Raw genomic sequence first — 18,313 nt, 5'->3', positions numbered from 1 at the left:
CGAGAGCGCTACTCGCCGCCGAAGACCCTCTCCACCACAGCTTTTGCCCGACGCGTGATGCGCAGGTAGTTGTCGAGGAACTCCCCTGCGTCGTCGCCGTATCCAGCGACCTGCGCCACCGCCGCGAGAACACGGCCCGGGCCGGGAAGCTGATCGGTCGGCTTGCCTCGCACCAGAACGAGGCAGTTGCGTGCCTTCGTCGCGGTGATCCAGGCGTCACGCAGCAGTTCGACGTCACCTTCGCTGAGCAGTTCCGCGGCGCCGATGGCGTCGAGAGTCTCGAGGGTCGACGTGTTGTGCAGCGACTCGATCTTGTCGGCGTGGCGCAGCTGCAGCAATTGCACAGTCCACTCGATGTCGGCCAAGCCGCCGCGACCCAGTTTGGTGTGCGTCGCCGGATCGGCTCCGCGCGGGAGCCTTTCGGAATCGACTCGCGCCTTGATGCGCCGGATCTCGCGCACCGCCGCATCACTGACGCCGCCCTCGGGGTAGCGGGTCTTGTCGATCATGTGCAGGAACCGCAGTCCCAGTTCAGGATCACCGGCAACCGGGTGCGCACGAAGCAGCGCTTGAATCTCCCACGCCTGAGCCCACTTCGCGTAGTACGCGTCGTAGGACTCGAGAGTGCGCACCATCGGACCGTTACGGCCTTCCGGACGCAATCCGGTGTCGACTTCGAGCGGTGGATCTGTACTCGGTGCCCCGAGAAGCTTGCGCACCTTGTCGGCAATGCTGTTGGCCCACTTGACCGCAACGGTCTCGTCGACGCCCTCGCGGGGTTCGCACACGAACAGAACGTCCGCATCGGATCCATAGCCGAGTTCGCCACCGCCGAGTCGACCCATGCCGATGACGGAGAAACTGGCCGGCGCCTCGGTCCCGAGTTCGGCGACGCTGGCCTTGATCACCGCGGAGAGCGATGCGTTGAGCACCGCAGCCCACACGGAGGACAGCGCCTTGCAGACTGCAGGAACATCGAGCATGCCGAGGATGTCGGCCGACGCGATTCGCGCAAGTTCGTGTCGCCGCAACGAGCGGGCCGCAGCAACAGCACGATTGGGATCACTGTGTCGGCCGGAGGCGGTGAGGATTCCGCGAGCGACGTCCTCGGGCTTCGGCTCGACAAGGCGCGGTCCACTCGGCGAATCCGCGAACAAGCGAATCACGTCGGGAGCCTTGATGAGCAGGTCGGGTAGGTACGCCGACGAGCCCAGCACGGTCATCAGACGCTCGGCCACCGCAGCCTCGTCGCGGAGCAGGCGCAGGAACCACGTCTGGTCGACGAGCGCGTCCGAGAGCCTGCGGTAAGCGAGCAGACCTGCATCGGGATCCGGTGTGTCCGCGAGTGATTCGAGCAGAGTCGGCAACAGGAGCGCTTGAATGCGCCCCTTGCGTGAAGCGCCACTCGTCAGTGCAGTCAGATGCCCGAGAGCATGCTCGGGTGCCGTGTAACCCAGAGCGGCCAACTGCCGAACCGCGGCTTCTGGTCCCAGGACCAGTGCTTCCTTGTCCATCCGCGCCACCGATTCGAGAAGCGGGCGGTAGAACAACTTGGCGTGCAGGCGGCGAATCCGATGCGAATTCCGCTTGATCTCGGCGCGCAGGACTCCCAGGGAATCCAGACGACCGTCTGGCCGCATGTGCGCGGCGCGGGCCAGCCAACGCAGCGCTTCCTCGTCGTCCGGCGGCGGCAGGGTGTGTGTGCGCTTGAGCTTCTGCAACTGCAGACGGTGCTCGAGCAGGCGCAGGAATTCGTATGACGCAGTCAGGTTGGCGGCGTCGTCGCGGCCGACGTATCCACCCGCCGCCAATGCAGTCAGTGCATCGACGGTGCTCTGGACATGCAACGAACTGTCGGCGCGCCCGTGCACCAATTGCAGGAGTTGGACGGCGAATTCGACGTCGCGCAAACTTCCGCGGCCGAGTTTGAGTTCACGCTCACGCAGTTCGGGGGGAACCATTTCCTCGACGCGTCGACGCATGGCCTGGACTTCGGGGACGAAGTCCTCGCGCTCGGAGGCGATCCACACCATCGGGCTCATCGCCTCGGAGTACTGGCGACCGAGCTCCATGTCGCCGGTCATCGGACGAGCCTTGAGCAGTGCCTGGAACTCCCAGGTCTTGGCCCAGCGCTTGTAGTACGTGATGTGGGATTCGAGGGAGCGAACCAGTTCTCCGCGCTTGCCTTCGGGCCGCAGCGCAGCATCGACCTCGAAGAATGCGGAGGTACCGATACGCATCATCTCACCGGCAACGCGACTGGCCGTCGCATCGGCCGGTTCGGCGACGAACACCACGTCGACGTCGGAGACGTAGTTCAGCTCGCGCGCACCACATTTGCCCATGGCGATCACGGCGAGCCGGATCGGACAGCTGCCCTCGGGACACACCGTTGCGATGGCCACCGCAAGTGCAGCGGTCAGCGCGGCGTCGGCCAGATCGGAAAGCTGGTGCCCCACAGTCTGATACGGAACTACGGGTTCGTTCTCGACGGTCGCCGCAAGATCAGCCGCGGCCAGCAGCATCAACTGGTCCTTGTAGCTCTTACGCAGAGCAACAACAGCTTCCGGCCCGGTCACCGTGGCGCGGTAGGTCAGTGAACCTTCGGTGGCACCCTCGTCGACAGTTGCACCCACGACCTCCAGCAAGGCTGCAGTCGCCTCGTCCTTGGTCGGCAGAGCGGTGCCGTCGAGCAGTTTCCAGCCGATCGGATCCGCGGCCAGGTGGTCGCCGAAGGCCGACGACGCACCCACGAGTGCGAACAAACGGCCGCGCAGGCTCTTGTCCTTGCGCAGGGCCTGATCGAGTTCGCGCCACCCGTCGCCGAGCCCGTCCTTGATCCGCACAAGGGTGCGCAGAGCGAGGTCGGCGTTCGCGGCACGCGACAGCGACCACAAGAGTTCGATGCTCTCGGCGTCGACCCAACCGAGCTGACGCAACTCGTCGGCAGCGGTGGGCTCGACCAGCCCGAGTCGACCCGGTCCTGGAACTGCTGATCTCGCAGCGGGCGGTTTCACCGTCACAGACCGAGGTAGGTCTTGAGCTCGAACGGCGTCACGTGGCTGCGGTATTCCTCCCACTCACGACGCTTGTTGCGCAGGAAGAAATCGAAGACGTGTTCGCCGAGTGCTTCGGCCACCAGTTCCGACTTCTCCATCTCGCGCAGAGCGCTGTCCAGGTTGCTCGGCAGTTCCTTGTAACCCATGGCGCGACGCTCGGCGGAGGTCAACGACCACACGTCGTCTTCTGCCTCGGGCGGCAAGGTGTAGCCCTTCTCGATGCCGCGAAGACCGGCAGCAAGCAGGACCGCGAAAGTCAGGTACGGGTTGCAAGCCGAGTCTGGGCTACGGATCTCGACGCGACGTGACGACGCCTTGTTGGGGGTGTACATCGGGACGCGGATGAGAGCCGATCGGTTGGACGGGCCCCACGACGCGGCAGTGGGCGCCTCTCCCCCGTGAACGAGTCGCTTGTACGAGTTGACCCACTGGTTCGTGACCGCACTGATCTCGTTGGCGTGCTCGAGGATGCCGGCGATGAATGCCTTGCCGGTCTCGGAGAGCTGCATCGGATCGTCAGGATTGTGGAAGGCGTTGGTATCGCCTTCGAACAAGCTCATGTGGGTGTGCATCGCGGAGCCGGCCTGATCGCTGAACGGCTTGGGCATGAAGCTCGCCCGAACGCCTTCACCGATCGCGACCTCCTTGACGACGTACCGGAACGTCATGACGTTGTCGGCCATCGAGAGTGCGTCGGCGTAGCGCAGATCGATCTCCTGCTGACCCGGCGCGGCCTCGTGGTGGCTGAACTCGACCGAGATACCCATCGACTCGAGTGCGTCGATGGCATGGCGGCGGAAGTTCGGAGCCGAATCGTGGACGGCCTGGTCGAAGTATCCACCCGAGTCGGCCGGGATCGGCGGAGTGCCGTCGATCGGACCGTTCTCCAGCAGGAAGAACTCGATTTCCGGGTGAACGTAGCAGCTGAAGCCCAAATCGCTGGCCTTGCTCAACTGGCGACGCAGGACGTGGCGCGGATCTGCCCACGACGGCGAACCGTCGGGCATCGTGATGTCACAGAACATGCGCGCGGAATGCTGCGCACCGTCCTTGTGGGCCCACGGCAGGATCTGGAATGTCGAAGCGTCGGGCCGAGCGACGGTGTCGGCTTCGGAGACTCGAGAGAATCCCTCGATGGCGGAACCGTCGAATCCGATTCCCTCCTCGAAGGCGCCTTCGAGTTCGGCGGGGGCGATCGCCACCGATTTGAGGTACCCGAGAACATCGGTGAACCACAAGCGGACAAACCGAATGTCGCGCTCTTCCAGGGTACGAAGCACGAATTCTTTTTGGCGATCCATGCACGCGAGACTAAGCAAGCCACGTTAAATCTGTGTTACATCAGTGGTCCCGGTTAACAGAGTGATTGGTCACCATCGAATAGGCGCAGCGTACGGCGTCGCGCCGGCTAACATGTCAGACCCTCTCCCGGAGCCTTCAAGTAAACGAAGTAGTCGACGACGGCATCGTCGACGCAGGAGTTTCCGTCCAGAACCACCGTGTGTTGGGTTCCGTCGAACGTGATCAGAGCAGCGCCCAACTGCTTCGCGAGATCCACTCCGGCCTGATACGGGGTCGCCGGATCCTGCGTCGTGGACACGACGACCAGCTGCGGCAGACCGGCGTCAGCGAGTGCCTGGGGGTCGAGCGCGTGAGGGCTGCCGGTAGCCGGAACGGGCCAGAACGCGCACAGGTCCAGCGGCGCTTGACCCGTCCCGCGGCCGTCGTCGAGGAACGGCGCCGCCTCGCGGTACCGAGTGTCGGATTCGCCGGCCTCGGCGCGGTCGGTGGTTGCCGGATCGTCCACGCAGCGAATGGCGTTGAACGCGTCGTTGATGTTGGAGTAGCTGCCGTCATCCTCACGGCCTTCGTACATGTCGGCGAGATTGAGCAGCGAGTCGCCGCGTCCGTCGGCCAGACTCGACAGACCCCCACGCAGCGGCGTCCACAACTGTGGCGAGTACAGAGCTTGCTGCACGCCCGTGATCGCGTCGGAATAACTCAGCCCGCGCGGATCGGTGGTCTGTGCCGGCTTCTCGATCAACGGATCGACGAGTGCCTGAAAGCGTGCCTGCGCCTGCGCCGGATCATCACCCAGCGGGCAATCCGTTCGCGAGACACAGTCGGCGACAAAGGCGTCGAACGCGCCTTGGAAGCCCTGCCCCTGCAAGACCACTTCGTCGACCGGATCCTGCTCGGGGTCGAGCGCGCCGTCGAGGACCATCGCTCGGACGTTCTGCGGAAAGGTTTCCGCGTACGTGGATCCGAGCCGGGTCCCGTACGAGAACCCGAGGTAGTTCATCTTCGGATCGCCGAGAACGCCCCGAATGACGTCCATATCTCGCACCACCTCGTAGGTACCGACATGAGCGAGGAACTCCGTACCGGTCCGCTCAGCGCACTTGGCGGCGTAGTCCTTGCTGTCCGCCTCGGCGAGAGCGATGCCCTCCGGCGTCATGTCGACGTTGACCTCCGCACGCTCCGCGTCGGTCTCCTCCGGCGTCAAACACCGAACCTGCGGGGTCGACGCCCCGATCCCCCGCGGATCGAAGCCGATCATGTCGAAACGTTCCTGCAATTCGGTGCCCGAACCCGAGGTCGCCATCGACAGCCCGGACCCACCCGGCCCGCCGGGGTTCAGCAACAGTGAGCCGATGCGGTCGCCGGTTGCCTTCGAACGCGAGATCACCACCTTCGCGGTGTCGCCGTTCGGATTCGCGTAGTCGACGGGAACGCTCACCTCGGCGCAGTCGACCCCACGCCCCAGCGGCGCAGTTCCTTCTTCGACAAATTGGTCGCACGAACCCCAGTCGAGCGTCTGCTCGTAGAATTTCGCGAGGCCGGACGGCACCGCGGACGCGGCAGAACCAGCAGGTTCCACTGATTCGGGCGTGCCTTCCGAACTGGTGCAACCGACAACCAACACGAGCACTGCTGCGCTTCCGGCGAGGGCACCGGAGAGGCGAACGAACTTCGACATGCCATCGATGGTGCCAGGAAACCGCGATAGCCAGCGGTTCGCCTCGTCTCGGCACCTACCTGATACGCGCGCGGTGATGTGACCCATTGCACCCCGTCAACTATTCGTGTCGGCGATGTCCGGTGGCAGACTGAACACGTCATCACCCACACCCGGGGACCCGAAGGCGATCAACGCTCAGGGCCTCGAGGCCAGAAAGGGACAACGATGTCCGAAACACCTCTCTACGGTTCTGTACCCAGTGCAGTTTCTGTACCCACTGCAAGCTCTACCGATGCACCGAAGCGTAAGACGCGCATTCACCACCTCGCCGAGATGAAGCAGAACGGCGAACGCTGGTCGATGCTCACCGCTTACGACTACTCCACGGCACGCATCTTCGAAGACGCAGGCATCCCGGTGCTGCTCGTCGGCGACTCTGCCGCCAACGTCGTCTACGGCTACGACACCACCGTGCCGATCACCGTCGACGAACTGCTCCCGCTCGTGCGTGGCGTGGTTCGCGGCGCCCCGCACGCACTCGTCGTCGCCGACCTCCCCTTCGGCACGTACGAGGGTTCCGCCGAGCAGGCCCTGGCGACTGCGACACGGTTCATGAAGGAAGGCCTCGCGCACGCCGTCAAACTCGAGGGCGGTGAGCGGATGAGTAAGCAGATCGCGGCTATCACCTCGGCCGGCATCCCCGTCATGGCTCACGTCGGATTCACCCCGCAGAGCGTGAACTCGCTCGGCGGATTCCGCGTCCAGGGTCGCGGCGACGCGGCCGAGCAGCTTGTGGCGGACGCCATTGCAGTCCAGGAAGCCGGGGCGTTCTCCGTCGTCATGGAAATGGTTCCGGCCGAGATCGCGGGCCAGGTCAGCCGCAAACTCACCATCCCCACCGTCGGCATCGGGGCCGGTTCCGAATGCGACGCTCAGGTACTCGTATGGCAGGACATGGCGGGTTACACGAGTGGTAAGACAGCCAAGTTCGTCAAGCGTTTCGGTAACGTCGGTGACGAACTGCGTTCCGCAGCCGCAGCCTATGCATCAGAAGTTCGCACTGGCGCTTTCCCGGCCGCAGAACACAGTTTCTGATCCGAGACCGGCGAACGCCGCCTGTCTCTCAACCAGCCAGGGGTGCGTTCAATGATCGGTAACCGTCGAAGTTCTACTGCCGCAGCTGTAGTCGGCGCGGCAGCTCTCGTCACGGTGCTGAGCGGATGCGCGGGAGGGTCCACCAACTCTCCCGCGCCCAGCAGCACTACGCCCGCGAGTTCCACCACGACGGCGCCGGCAACAACCGCGTCCGGTTCGACGTTCACCGACGCTCAAATCCAGCAGTTGTGCTCGGATATGGAAGGGCAGCTGCAGAACTGGCGGACCGTCACCCCGACGCTCGGCAAGGGCGGACTGAACACGATCGTCATCACGTGGGCGACGCAGAACGGCATCAACCTGCTCGATCTCGCTCAGAACCGCGAAAGCATCGACGCGGCAACCTCAGCCGCGTGCCCCGACGTCCGGAGCGGCGCGATTTCCGCACTCGAGATCCCCGATCTCGCTTCCGGCCTGGTGGGCTTCTGATGACCGACACTTCCGCGCAGCCGTCGGCTCTCCGGAGTCCGTATCCCCCGATCGAGCCTTTCGTCACCGGCTTCCTCGATGTCGGTGACGGCCAGAGCATGTACTGGGAAGTCAGCGGAAATCCGGACGGCAAGCCGGTGGTGTTCCTGCACGGTGGCCCCGGCGGTGGTGCGCAACCGGCGGTACGCCAGTTCTTCGATCCGGCCGCATACCGCATCGTTCTACTCGACCAGCGCGGCTGCGGGCGGTCCACCCCTCACGTTGCCGACGGCGCCGACCTGTCGGTGAACACGACGGACAAGCTGCTGGCCGACATCGAAGCCCTGCGTGAACATCTTTCGATCGACAAGTGGATGGTCTTCGGCGGGTCCTGGGGTTCCACGCTGTCCATCGCCTACGCCGAAACATTTCCTACGCGCGTCACTGAGCTGGTCCTGCGCGGGATCTTCCTCCTGCGTCGTAGCGAGATCGACTGGTACTACAACGGCGGCGCGGGAAACATCTTCCCGGAGCGCTGGGACAAATTCCTCGAACCGGTACCCGAGGCGCAGCGCGGCGAAGACCTCGTCGCGGTCTATCACCAACTGCTCCATTCCGAAGACCCCGCCGTCGCAGCCCGGGCAGCCATCGCCTGGTCGGCCTGGGAAGGATCGACGAGCTACCTGTACCCACAGGCGGACAAGATCGAACAGAACTCCGAGACCAGGTTCGCCTTGGCCTTCGCTCGTATCGAGAACCACTACTTCGTCAACGGCGGATTCTTCGACGAGGGTCAACTCCTACGCGAAAGCTCCGCACTGCACGGCATTCCGGGGACGATCGTCCAGGGCCGCTACGACGTCGTCTGCCCCGCCACCAGCGCGTGGGCGCTGCACAAGGCGTGGCCCGAATCCAAGTTCGTGATCGTCGACGACGCCGGACACTCCGCCATGGAGCCCGGCATCGCACATCACTTGGTGGAAGCCACCGATTCGTACCGGTAGCTCGCTACGCCGGGAACGTGAACTCCACCGTCCGTTTGACGGTGTCGACGGCGGTGAGTCGCACCTTTGCGCGCTCACCGTCGTCGGGCGTTCCGACGCATTTCGCAATCACGGCGACCGACGGGACAAACACTTCCGCCGAGCGCTTTCCGTCCTTGGCGCGCATCACCACTGCGTCGAAGACCTCGCCGACCCGGCCGTCGAGCAGCGTGGACTCGGTCAGATCGATGCACGCACGGTCGACCTTGTTCGCCAGCGAGTCGGACCCACTCATGATGTCGGGCAGCTCGGGAAGTGCAGTGCGCGCCCATTCCGGTACCGGCGTACCAGCTGTGATCGCCAGACACACCTCGGTGCTGAAACGATCGGACAGCCGGCGCAGCGGAGCAGTCACGTGAGCGTAGGGCGCTCCGATCCCCGCATGCACCGTCAACTCCGGTAGTCGGCCGTCGAAGGCCGCGTAGTCTGCCCCGCGCAGCAACGACGGCGCAACCGACATCAGCGCCATAGTCGACGGCTCGTTGGAATCGAGTCCGGCAAGAATCTGCCCGACGCTTTGCCCCTCCGGCCACGTGATACCCAGCGCCACTGCAGTTCTCCGCAAGGTCCGAACCGCGGACTCCTCGGCCGGCGGCAGCGTGCGAAGCAACCCGATACCTGCGTCGATCATCATGCGGCCGGCACACATCCCGGTCAGCAGCGACACTTCTGCGTTCCAGTCGTCCGCTTCGGTGCGTGGCTCCAGTTCGATCCGCCAGCGAGCCGAGGACTCGTCCTCCGGCTGATCCCGAACCACTGACTGCTCGGGCAGTTTCAGCTCGATGGCACCCCTGGCAACCGCCGAGACACTGCGCAATCGTCCGAACTCCGGTAGTGCGGCGATGGACGGATGCAAGGTTCCCGCGTCGGCATCGCGCTGCACGGTCGAATAGTCCAGACGTGCCACCGATTTCACCAGAGCGCGTCTCACCTGCCACGACGTCGGCTCGGCCTGCGCGTCGAGTTCGATCCGCCACAGCGCGGCGGGACGAACCACGTCCGGCAGCAGACTCGCCGATCCCTCCGACAACGCTCGGGGATGCAGCGGGACGGAACCGTCCGGGAGATAGAAGGTTTGGCCCCGCTTGCGGGTTTCGATGTCGAGAGCGCCACCCGGCGTCACCACCGCCGCGACGTCGGCGATCGCGTAGTGCACGACGTACCCGGTCGAGATCTTCTCGATGTGCACTGCCTGGTCGAGGTCCATCGATCCGGGAGGGTCGATGGTCACGAAGGCGATACCCGTTTCGTCGACACGCCCGGCACCGAAACGATCCACGGCATTCTCGGCCTCGGCCTGCGCCGCAGCCGAGAATGCTCCTGGCAAGTCGAACTCCGCCCGAACCACTCCGAAGTCGATTCCCTGCACCATCATTCGACTTGCGGGCACGCATCCTCCATGATCGGTTCGGGCCGGTGTAGCAGCAGTACCGGTCCCAGTTGTTCGAGTCCCGGCTGTTCCAAGGCTCAATTATTCCAAGGCTCAGTTGTTCCAGTCTTCGTCTGCCCGATCGGCGGCTTTGTTGCGTTCGGCAGCGATCTTCAATGCATGCTCGGCAGAGTCCCGATCAGGGTACGGCCCCATCCTCGTCAGCGAGGACGCACCCTTTCCCTGCGTGACGGAACCGTCGGACACGTCGAAGTACCAGAGTCGATCTTCATCAGTCATATCCACAGTGTGACATCAGAGTGAGATAGAAGCTTGTAGATCGCTGTGAGACTGATATTCTTTCTACTTGGCCTGGCAGGTGAGAACCGGACATTCGAACGGTGAGTTCTGCTTGAATGCCCAACACAAGCTACGAACAGAAAATGGAGTGCGCATGTCCGCAATTCTTTACGATTACCTCCTCCCGCTCATGGGCCATGACGCGGCAACGTACTGGGCTACGCTGCTGGTCATCAAGCCTGTCTGACAGCTTTTCGAACAAAGAAGACCCCCACCGATCCGGTGGGGGTCTTCTTTTTCTCACTGTGCAGATCGCGGGCGGACGAGTCGGCGTGTAAGCCGGATCCTGTCCTGCGGCACCGAAGTGCCGAGTGGCGACCATCCATCTGGGCACACCGTCGCCGGGTGCCTCGAGCGGTTCACCCGCAGGCTCGGGCGAGCAGCCCTCGAACACCTGCGCAGCCGCACCGCGAGCGATGCGACCTTCAACCTTGCTCCGGGCGGGGTTTACCTAGCCACCCCGGTCACCCGAGGTGCTGGTGCGCTCTTACCGCACCGTTTCACCCTTACCTGCCTCGAAAGGCAGGCGGTCTGTTTTCTGTGGCACTGTCCCGCGAGTTGCCTCGGGTTGCCGTTAACAACCGCCCTGCTCTGTGGAGTCCGGACTTTCCTCGGCCCCAGGCCTGTGCGCGATACGCGCTGGTTCCAGAAGCCGCGGCCGCCCGGCCAACTCGTCCGCCCCCGTATGCTACCGGGCGCCTGTCGGTGGCCGGCACTATGGTCACCGTATGACTCGGTACGTGGCCCTGCTACGCGGTATCAACGTGGGCGGCATCAACATCAAGATGGCGGACCTGGCGAGAGTCTTCGGTGACCTCGGATTCCAAGGGGTGAAAACCGTGTTGGCCTCAGGCAACGTTCTGTTCGACAGTCCGAGCACCGACATCCCGACGCTGAAGAAACAGATCGAATCCGCCCTTGCCCGCGAGTTCGGCTACGAGGCTTGGGTGTTCGTCCTCGACCTTCCGACACTGCAGGCGATCGTGGACAACTACCCGTTCGAGCGCGAACGCGAGGGTTGGCACGCTTATGCGATGGTTGCCTCCGAGCCGGAAATCCTGGAGGAATTGAGCACTGCAGCAGCGCAACTCGATGCCTCGGTCGAGCGTGTGGCGGCAGGCGACGGAGTCCTGTACTGGGAGGTCGAGAAGGGGCAGACCGTCAAGAGCGCGTTCGGCAGGAACACCGGAAAACCGAAGTTCAAGGCGTTCACCACAACCCGAAACCTGAACACGCTCTACAAACTGCTCAAATGACGCTCGCCCCGACACGGAGCACCAACGCGTGACTCTTCTACCGATCCTGCTCGTCGCCCTCGTCCTCGTCTTCGCGATAGTGCGTCCACGCGGGCTTCCCGAGATCGTCATCGCCGGGCCGGCAGCTGTCGTCGTTCTCCTGACCGGCGTCGTAACTCTCGACGAAGCCCGCGAAGAACTGACGAGCATGGCACCCACCGTCGTCTTCCTGGTTGCCGTGCTGGTTCTCGCTCATGCCGCGGACGCTCTCGGCGTCTTTCGCTGGGTCAGCCAGATCCTGCAGCAAAGATCCCTCGCGGATCCACACCGGTTGCTGATTTACGTATTCGGCGCCGCTGCCCTGACCACGGCGGTCCTGAGCCTCGACGCCACCGTCGTGCTGTTGACACCCGCGGTGATCGCGGCCGCACGATCCATCGGAGCAAGTACGCGGCCCCATTCCTATGCCAGTGCGCACCTGTCGAACTCGGCGTCGACGCTCCTGCCGGTGTCCAACCTGACCAACCTCATCGCGTTTGCCGCAACAGGTTTGACGTTCTTGCACTTCACCGCATTGATGGCGTTGCCGTGGGTCATGACGATCGCTGTCGAGTACCTGATTTTTCGACTGTTCTTCCGTTCGGAACTCGCGCGGGGCGACAGCGCCGAACCGCCGGTGGCAGCCAGATCTGCGCCTGCGCCGATTCTGCCGCTGACGGTGATCGGAATGACGCTGCTCGGTTTCGCGGTTTCGGGTTTCTTCGGGATCGAGCCCGCCTGGATCGCGGTGGTGGGTGCGAGTGCCCTGGGAGCGATCGCTCTGGCTCGGCACCGTACGACCGCCGCCAAGATGCTCTACGCTGCCGACCTCTGGTTCTGCGCGTTCGTCCTGGTTCTCGGAATCATCGTCGCCGGAGTCGCGAACGGGCCGGTGGGCGAATGGATTGCGCAGATCCTGCCAGGCGACACCAGCTACGGCTCACTGCTCTTTGTCGCCGCGGTAGCGGCGGTTGCGTCCAATCTCGTCAACAACCTGCCGGCAACCTTGCTGATGATCGCAGCGCTCGGAACGGCGGCACCTCCAGCTCTGGTGCTTGCGATGTTGATCGGCGTCAACCTCGGCCCCAACCTCACCTACGTGGGCTCACTGGCAACGATGCTCTGGCGACGAGTCGCCACCAGCGCGGGCGCACCGCCCACGCTGGCGACATTCACTCTGCTCGGGGTCATCACGACGCCACTGACATTGCTCGCCGCCGTGAGTGCCCTGTGGTTGGTGATCTGATCAGAGGCTGATCAGCCGTCGGGGCTCTTTCAGCGAAGGTGTGACGTGTCGTTGACCAACCGGACCGAGGCTCCCCCGTCGGGATAGAACTCGGTGATACTCAGCGACGCCAGATCCAGATGCAACCGATACAGCAACGACGGCCCGGCATCGAGGGCCAGCTGCACCAAAGTCTTGATCGGGGTGACGTGAGAGACGACCAACAGCGTCGCGCCGCCGTAGGTCGAGATCAGGTCGTCACGCGCGGCGACGACTCGTTCGCGTACCTCGTCGAAACTCTCGCCGCCCGGTGGACGCACCGAAGTGTCCGAGAGCCATTCGCGATGCAGGTCCGGGTCACGCTCGGCTGCCTCGCGGAACGTGAGTCCGTCCCAGTCGCCGAAATCGGTTTCGATCAAACCCTTGTGCTCGACGACGGGTAAACCGAGCACGCGGGCCGATGCCTCTGCCGTCTCACGGGTTCTGCCGAGGGGTGAGCAGACGATGGCGTCGATACCGCCTCGGTTCCCGAAGCGTCCGGCTGCGCCGGCAGCCTGCGCGCGGCCCAGTTCCGTGAGCTCCGGATTCCCGCGTCCGGAGTACCGGCGATCGACCGACATCGCTGTCTGTCCGTGACGTAGCAACAACATTCGTGTCGGCTTGCCGGTGGTGGCGATCCATCCCGGAGAGCCGGCGATCTGCGGCTCCGACGTCTCTTCGGACGGCGCGGCAGGTGCAGCAGGTGCGGGGGCCGAAGGTGCGACTGGGCCGGTTTCGATGCCGGCAGCCGCGTCCATCGCCTCGTTGGCAAGACGATCGGCATGAGAGTTCTCGCCGCGAGGAATCCACGTGTAGGTCACTCGCGAGAACTGCGTCGCCAGCTCGGCAGCGCGCCGCTGCAGCGGAATCATGTCCGGGTGCTTGACCTTCCAGCGCCCGGACATCTGCTCGACGACCAACTTGGAATCCATGCGGACGTCGACCTTCGACGCGCCGAGTTCACCGGCAGCGGTCAACCCGGCGATCAGTCCGCGGTACTCGGCGACGTTGTTGGTCGCGATACCGATGCTTTCCTTGCGTTCGGCCAACACCGAGCGCGAGGCGTCGAACACCACCGCTCCGTAGCCGGCCGGACCGGGATTGCCCCGCGATCCACCGTCGGCCTCGACGATGACCTGCGAGAGAGTCACAGACCGGACTCCTTGGTACGCACCATGATTGCATTGCACTCTGGGCAACGAACTACGACGTCGGCCGGCGTCGCGGCGATTCGCGAGATCTCGCCGCGGTCGATCTCGATCCGGCAAGCACCGCATCGGCGTGCCTGCAGAAGCGCCGCGCCCGGTCCGCCCAGGCTGCGCTGCTTCTCGTAGACAGCAAGGAAATCGGCGGGGAATTCACCGACGAGTCGTTCACGATCGGCGGCACAACGCTCCTGCGCCTTGTCCAGATCAGCGACGGCATCGTCGCGGCGACGCTTGGCGTCGACCAGCTCTTCTTCGGCCTGGGACAGCTGGGCACCGGCGTGATCGTGATCGGCCTGCAACGCCTCACGCTGCTCCATCACTTCGAGCAACTCGTCTTCGAGAAGCCCCTGACGCCGGACCAGGCTGCCGAGTTCGTGTTCGAGTTCGGTGAGCTGCTTCGCCCCGACCGACCCGCTCTGCAAGAGTGTGCGGTCACGATCCTCGCGCTGACGAACCGCGTCGACCTCGCCTTCGAGCTTGCGAATGTCGCGATCGATGTCGTCGATCTGGATTTCGACGGCTACGGACGCGTCTTTACGGCTGATTCGCTCGGCCTCGAGACGTTCGACTTCCTGCTGCTCGGGAAGCGCTCCGCGTCGGTGGGTGATCCGAGTGAGCTCAGCATCCACCCCGGCGAGGTCGAGAAGCTTGGATTGCACCTGTGGTTCGACGTTCACGCTGTATAACTCCTGCTGTAAGTCCGATGTCGGCAGTGCTCGCGAAGGACGGCTCTCGAAGAACTGCTCTTGAATTGTTCGTGCAACCGTACCTTGCAGAGCGCTGCACTAATGCGCACTCAAACACCACGGATCGGTGCGAATTGTCGAAACCCGGCTTTCCCACTCCGGATTGTCGGCAAACGCGGCGTCGAGCACCGATTTCGCCTGTGCGCACCACGGGTATTCACTCGCCCAGTGCGCGACATCGACCAGAGCCGGGCCACCGGAGCGTAGATGCTCGTCCGCGGGATGATGCCGCAGGTCCGCAGTGACGTAGACGTCGGCGCCCAGTGCCGCCACCACGTCGAGATACGAGTCGCCGGAACCGCCGCACACCGCCACGGTACGAACGGTCGCGTCTGGATCTCCGGCCGCGCGAACACCCCACTCGGTCGAGGGCAGTGAGCGCGCCACTCGCGCGGTGAATTCCCGCAAGGTTTCGGGGTGGTCGAGCTCACCCAACCGCCCCAGTCCGAGTGAACTGGGGAACGCTGCGAGTTCGAAGACATCGAAGGCCGGTTCCTCGTAAGGATGGGAGGCACGCAATGCGCCCAGCACTGCGCTTCGCTTTCCGCGAGGGGCAATCACTTCCACACGATTCTCGCGAACCTGCTCCACAGCGCCGACGGTCCCGATCGTCGGATTCGCTCCGTCGGCGGGCAGGAACTGACCCGTACCGGTGACGGTCCAACTGCACTGGCTGTAGTCACCGATCCGCCCAGCCCCGGCCTCGAAAAGTGCATCCTGCACGGCCGATGCATTCTCCACCGGAACCATGACGACCCACTTGTCGAGCGGCTGCGTCGGCTTGGGTTCGATCGGGCGCAGCACGGTCAGGCCCAGAGCCTGCGCCAACGCGTCGGAAACTCCGGGGTCGGCGGAGTCCGCATTGGTGTGCGCCGAGAACAGTGCGCACCCCGCCTTGATCAGCTTGTGGACCAACGCACCTTTGGGTGTGTGAGCACCGACGGTGTCCACCCCACGCAGCAGAAGTGGATGGTGAACGACCAGAAGGTCGGCACCGGAGGCGATGGCGTCGTCGACCACTGCCTCGGTCGGATCCACCGCGAAAACCACTCTCGTCACCGCGTCCGCAGGATCGCCGCAGACCAGACCGACCGAATCCCACGATTCCGCCAGGGCGGGCGGATAAGCAGATTCCAGCACGGCTATGACGTCCGCAAGAATTGGGCCGCTCACAAGATCTCCTTCATCGCTTCGATCAGTACCGAGACCTGCTCGGCTGGACGGACGGCCACGCGCAACTGATCGGGCCCGAGTCCGGGAAAGGTGTCGCACCGGCGGACGGCGATACCGCGGGCACGCAGGTGCTCTCGCATCGAGGCGCCGTCGCGGACGTCGATGAGCACGAACGGCCCCGCAGCGGGTTCGTGCACGGCAATCCCGATCTCGGTCAGTCGCCGGGACATGTCTTGGCGGTCTGCGGCAATCGCGTCGGCTTTGATCCTCGACTGCTCGACGGCGAACGGTTCGCAGCACGCCGTGATGGCCTCGATCTGCAGACTGCCCAATGGCCAGTGGGCTCGGCCGTGACTGAGTCGAGCCAGAAGATCGGGAGAGCCGATCGCGTATCCACACCGCAATCCGGCGAGCGCCCACGTCTTGGTCAGGCTCCGAAGGACCAGTACATCCGCCGACTCGACACCGGCGATGCTCTCCGTTTCGCCGGGGACCGCGTCGCCGAAGGCCTCGTCCACCACCAGGATCCGGCCCGGCTGACGCAATGCCAACACATCGGCCTTGGGGTGAAGCACGGACGTCGGGTTGGTCGGATTGCCCAGAACGACAAGGTCCGCGGATTCGGGTACCTGCGCGGTCCGAAGCTCGAATGGCGGCTCCAGAATCACCTGCGTCACCGGCACTCCGGCCTCTCGCAGTGCCAGTTCCGGCTCGGTGAACGACGGATGGATCAGCGCTGCCGAACGAGCGCCCAGGCGCGGCAGCATCGCGAATCCCTCGGCACCGCCCGAGAGCAACAACACCTCTTCGGGCCGGCGCCCGTGCCGCTGCGCGACGGTTTCGCGGGCCTTCAGTTCCGCTGCGGCCGACGGGTACGAACCGAGCGTCGACAGCCCTGCGGCCAGCCGATCCCGCAACCACTCCGGTGGGCCCGAGCCTTGAACGTTGACGGCAAAATCGAGTAACCCGGGCTCCACTTCGACATCGCCGTGATGTCGCAAGCTCTCCAGGTCAACCGTTCCGGTACTCACCCGGTCAGCCTACGGTCGAGCACCGTGCGCGGACATCACCCCTGCCGTCCGGGACAATGAGTGCCGTGACGACACCACCCCTCGACCGTTTTCCTGTAGTTCTGTTCGATCTGGACGGCACCATCACCGATTCCGCTCCCGGCATTCACGGCGGCTTCCGACATGCGTTGGCAACTGTCGGCCATCCGGAGCCGACGGAAGCGATGTTGGCATCGGTGATCGGCCCGCCGATGGTCGATACCTTCAGGTCACTCGGTATGGCCCCGGCGGACGTGGATCGGGCGATCGCCGCGTACATCGAGCGTTACGACGCGACCGGGTGGCAGGAGAACTCGGTGTACGAAGGCATGGACGTCGTCCTGGGTAAGGCTCGCGCGAGCGGCACCCGACTGGCCGTCGCCACCTCCAAGTCGGAGCGATTCGCCATTCGAATCCTCGAGCATTTCGGCCTGGCCGAGCACTTCGAGTTCATCGGCGGCGCGAGTGACGACGGAACTCGTCGGGCGAAACCCGATGTGATCGCGCATTCGCTGACCTCACTCGGGATCACTCCCGTCCTCGCATCCGACGGCGGAACCCCCGACGTTCTCATGATCGGCGACCGTGATCACGACGTGCTCGGCGCCGCGAAGTACGGCATCCCCACCGTCGTCGTCGAATGGGGCTACGGTTCCGCCGAGGAAGCGCGGCAAGCGTTTCGCTCCGTATCGTCGGCATCCGAACTGGGAGGACTTCTCGATGGCCGCCACTGAACCACTCCACGTGACTGAACCACTTCATGTGACGTTTGTGTGCACCGGCAATATCTGCCGGTCACCGATGGCCGAAAAGATCTTGCTCGCGCATCTGGACCGTGAAGGCCTCGCCGACCGAGTCCGTGTCAGCAGTGCAGGTACCGAGGGGTTTCACACCGGTAGCGAGGCCGACGAGCGGACCAACGTCGTGCTCCGAGCGGCCGGATATCCGACGGGCCACAGTGCCGCGCAGGTCAATGCAGATCATCTCGCGGCCGATCTGGTCGTCGCCCTCGACACCGGCCATGAACGTGAGCTTGCTCATCTCGGCGTGCCCACCGAGCGTCGGCGCCTACTGCGATCGTTCGACCCCGAGGCTGACGGAGAATCGGTTCCGGACCCGTACTACGGGGATCAGGAGGACTTCGAACTGGTGCGAGACCAGATCGAAGCAGCCATTCCCGACATACTCGACTGGATCCGCGAGCGGGCCTGAACCCGGAGCAAAATTCACTCCCGTTCGGGCA

16 protein-coding genes and 1 other RNA gene are annotated in these 18,313 nt (G+C 64.3%); 7 read left to right on the top strand and 10 right to left on the bottom strand.

From position 1 onward, the window contains the following. Nucleotides 1-8 precede the first annotated feature (8 nt). The 3 genes from G4D79_RS17280 to G4D79_RS17270 form a co-directional block, all read right to left on the bottom strand. Complete coding sequence (locus G4D79_RS17280) at nucleotides 9-3,023, bottom strand: bifunctional [glutamine synthetase] adenylyltransferase/[glutamine synthetase]-adenylyl-L-tyrosine phosphorylase (protein ID WP_083059125.1); 3,015 nt, start codon at nucleotides 3,021-3,023, stop codon at nucleotides 9-11. Further along, complete coding sequence (locus G4D79_RS17275) at nucleotides 3,020-4,360, bottom strand: glutamine synthetase family protein (RefSeq protein WP_003941637.1); 1,341 nt, start codon at nucleotides 4,358-4,360, stop codon at nucleotides 3,020-3,022. Before G4D79_RS17275 ends, G4D79_RS17280 begins: the two co-directional genes overlap by 4 nt. 107 nt (nucleotides 4,361-4,467) lie before the next feature. Further along, nucleotides 4,468-6,039, bottom strand: coding sequence for an alpha/beta hydrolase (locus G4D79_RS17270; protein ID WP_214514265.1), 1,572 nt, complete (start codon nucleotides 6,037-6,039; stop codon nucleotides 4,468-4,470). 207 nt (nucleotides 6,040-6,246) lie between these two features. Between G4D79_RS17270 and panB the strand changes: the two genes are divergently transcribed. Genes panB through pip form a run of 3 tightly spaced genes read left to right on the top strand, consistent with a single transcriptional unit; the run spans nucleotide 6,247 to nucleotide 8,588 of the window. Next, nucleotides 6,247-7,116 carry a 3-methyl-2-oxobutanoate hydroxymethyltransferase gene (panB, locus tag G4D79_RS17265; protein ID WP_007735454.1) on the top strand — a complete coding sequence of 290 codons (870 nt, stop codon included), beginning with the start codon at nucleotides 6,247-6,249 and terminating at the stop codon, nucleotides 7,114-7,116. Nucleotides 7,117-7,167: 51 nt separating this feature from the next. Further along, nucleotides 7,168-7,605 carry a hypothetical protein gene (locus G4D79_RS17260; RefSeq protein WP_172403512.1) on the top strand — a complete coding sequence of 146 codons (438 nt, stop codon included), beginning with the start codon at nucleotides 7,168-7,170 and terminating at the stop codon, nucleotides 7,603-7,605. Then, nucleotides 7,605-8,588 (top strand): prolyl aminopeptidase, encoded by a 984-nt coding sequence (pip, locus tag G4D79_RS17255; RefSeq protein WP_083059131.1) that lies wholly within the window; start codon nucleotides 7,605-7,607, stop codon nucleotides 8,586-8,588. Before G4D79_RS17260 ends, pip begins: the two co-directional genes overlap by 1 nt. Nucleotides 8,589-8,592: 4 nt before the next feature. On the opposite strand, the gene G4D79_RS17250 is transcribed toward pip, so the two are convergent. The 3 genes from G4D79_RS17250 to rnpB form a co-directional block, all read right to left on the bottom strand. Next, complete coding sequence (locus G4D79_RS17250) at nucleotides 8,593-10,002, bottom strand: RNB domain-containing ribonuclease (protein WP_007735456.1); 1,410 nt, start codon at nucleotides 10,000-10,002, stop codon at nucleotides 8,593-8,595. 108 nt (nucleotides 10,003-10,110) lie between these two features. After that, the gene (locus G4D79_RS17245) at nucleotides 10,111-10,296 is read right to left on the bottom strand and encodes a hypothetical protein (protein ID WP_007735457.1); all 186 of its coding nucleotides are present in this window, start codon (nucleotides 10,294-10,296) and stop codon (nucleotides 10,111-10,113) included. Between the two features lie 319 nt (nucleotides 10,297-10,615). Next, nucleotides 10,616-11,030: RNase P RNA component class A (gene rnpB / locus G4D79_RS17240), an RNA gene on the bottom strand. 54 nt (nucleotides 11,031-11,084) lie between these two features. Here rnpB and G4D79_RS17235 point away from each other — a divergent pair. Both G4D79_RS17235 and G4D79_RS17230 read left to right on the top strand, forming a co-directional pair. Beyond that, complete coding sequence (locus G4D79_RS17235) at nucleotides 11,085-11,612, top strand: DUF1697 domain-containing protein (protein WP_007735458.1); 528 nt, start codon at nucleotides 11,085-11,087, stop codon at nucleotides 11,610-11,612. Nucleotides 11,613-11,640: 28 nt separating this feature from the next. Further along, entirely contained in the window at nucleotides 11,641-12,876 is a 1,236-nt protein-coding gene (locus tag G4D79_RS17230) for an SLC13 family permease (protein ID WP_214514264.1), read from the top strand. Between the two features lie 29 nt (nucleotides 12,877-12,905). Here G4D79_RS17230 and G4D79_RS17225 read toward each other — a convergent pair whose 3' ends face one another. The 4 genes from G4D79_RS17225 to cobC all read right to left on the bottom strand — a co-directional run bounded on the left by G4D79_RS17225 (nucleotide 12,906) and on the right by cobC (nucleotide 17,052). Continuing rightward, nucleotides 12,906-14,045: a bifunctional RNase H/acid phosphatase gene (locus G4D79_RS17225; protein ID WP_083059135.1), complete on the bottom strand. Its 1,140-nt coding sequence runs from the start codon at nucleotides 14,043-14,045 to the stop codon at nucleotides 12,906-12,908. Continuing rightward, the gene (locus G4D79_RS17220) at nucleotides 14,042-14,779 is read right to left on the bottom strand and encodes a zinc ribbon domain-containing protein (protein ID WP_083059137.1); all 738 of its coding nucleotides are present in this window, start codon (nucleotides 14,777-14,779) and stop codon (nucleotides 14,042-14,044) included. The genes G4D79_RS17225 and G4D79_RS17220 overlap by 4 nt, the downstream gene beginning before the upstream one ends. A 108-nt stretch (nucleotides 14,780-14,887) precedes the next feature. Next, nucleotides 14,888-16,021, bottom strand: coding sequence for a Nif3-like dinuclear metal center hexameric protein (locus G4D79_RS17215; protein WP_083059139.1), 1,134 nt, complete (start codon nucleotides 16,019-16,021; stop codon nucleotides 14,888-14,890). Beyond that, nucleotides 16,018-17,052 (bottom strand): Rv2231c family pyridoxal phosphate-dependent protein CobC, encoded by a 1,035-nt coding sequence (cobC, locus tag G4D79_RS17210; RefSeq protein WP_042921900.1) that lies wholly within the window; start codon nucleotides 17,050-17,052, stop codon nucleotides 16,018-16,020. The genes G4D79_RS17215 and cobC overlap by 4 nt, the downstream gene beginning before the upstream one ends. A 56-nt stretch (nucleotides 17,053-17,108) precedes the next feature. Here cobC and G4D79_RS17205 point away from each other — a divergent pair, with 56 nt between their 5' ends. Together G4D79_RS17205 and G4D79_RS17200 are read left to right on the top strand one after the other, a co-directional pair. After that, nucleotides 17,109-17,804: an HAD hydrolase-like protein gene (locus tag G4D79_RS17205; protein ID WP_042445748.1), complete on the top strand. Its 696-nt coding sequence runs from the start codon at nucleotides 17,109-17,111 to the stop codon at nucleotides 17,802-17,804. After that, on the top strand, nucleotides 17,791-18,282 hold the full coding sequence (locus G4D79_RS17200; RefSeq protein ID WP_007735468.1) for a low molecular weight protein-tyrosine-phosphatase: 492 nt from the start codon (nucleotides 17,791-17,793) through the stop codon (nucleotides 18,280-18,282). The genes G4D79_RS17205 and G4D79_RS17200 overlap by 14 nt, the downstream gene beginning before the upstream one ends. Nucleotides 18,283-18,313: the final 31 nt, after the last annotated feature.

The organism is Rhodococcus sp. WY5 (assembly GCF_018588185.1).
GTDB lineage: Bacteria > Actinomycetota > Actinomycetes > Mycobacteriales > Mycobacteriaceae > Rhodococcus_F > Rhodococcus_F qingshengii.
This window is presented reverse-complemented; position numbering and strand designations above follow the sequence as displayed.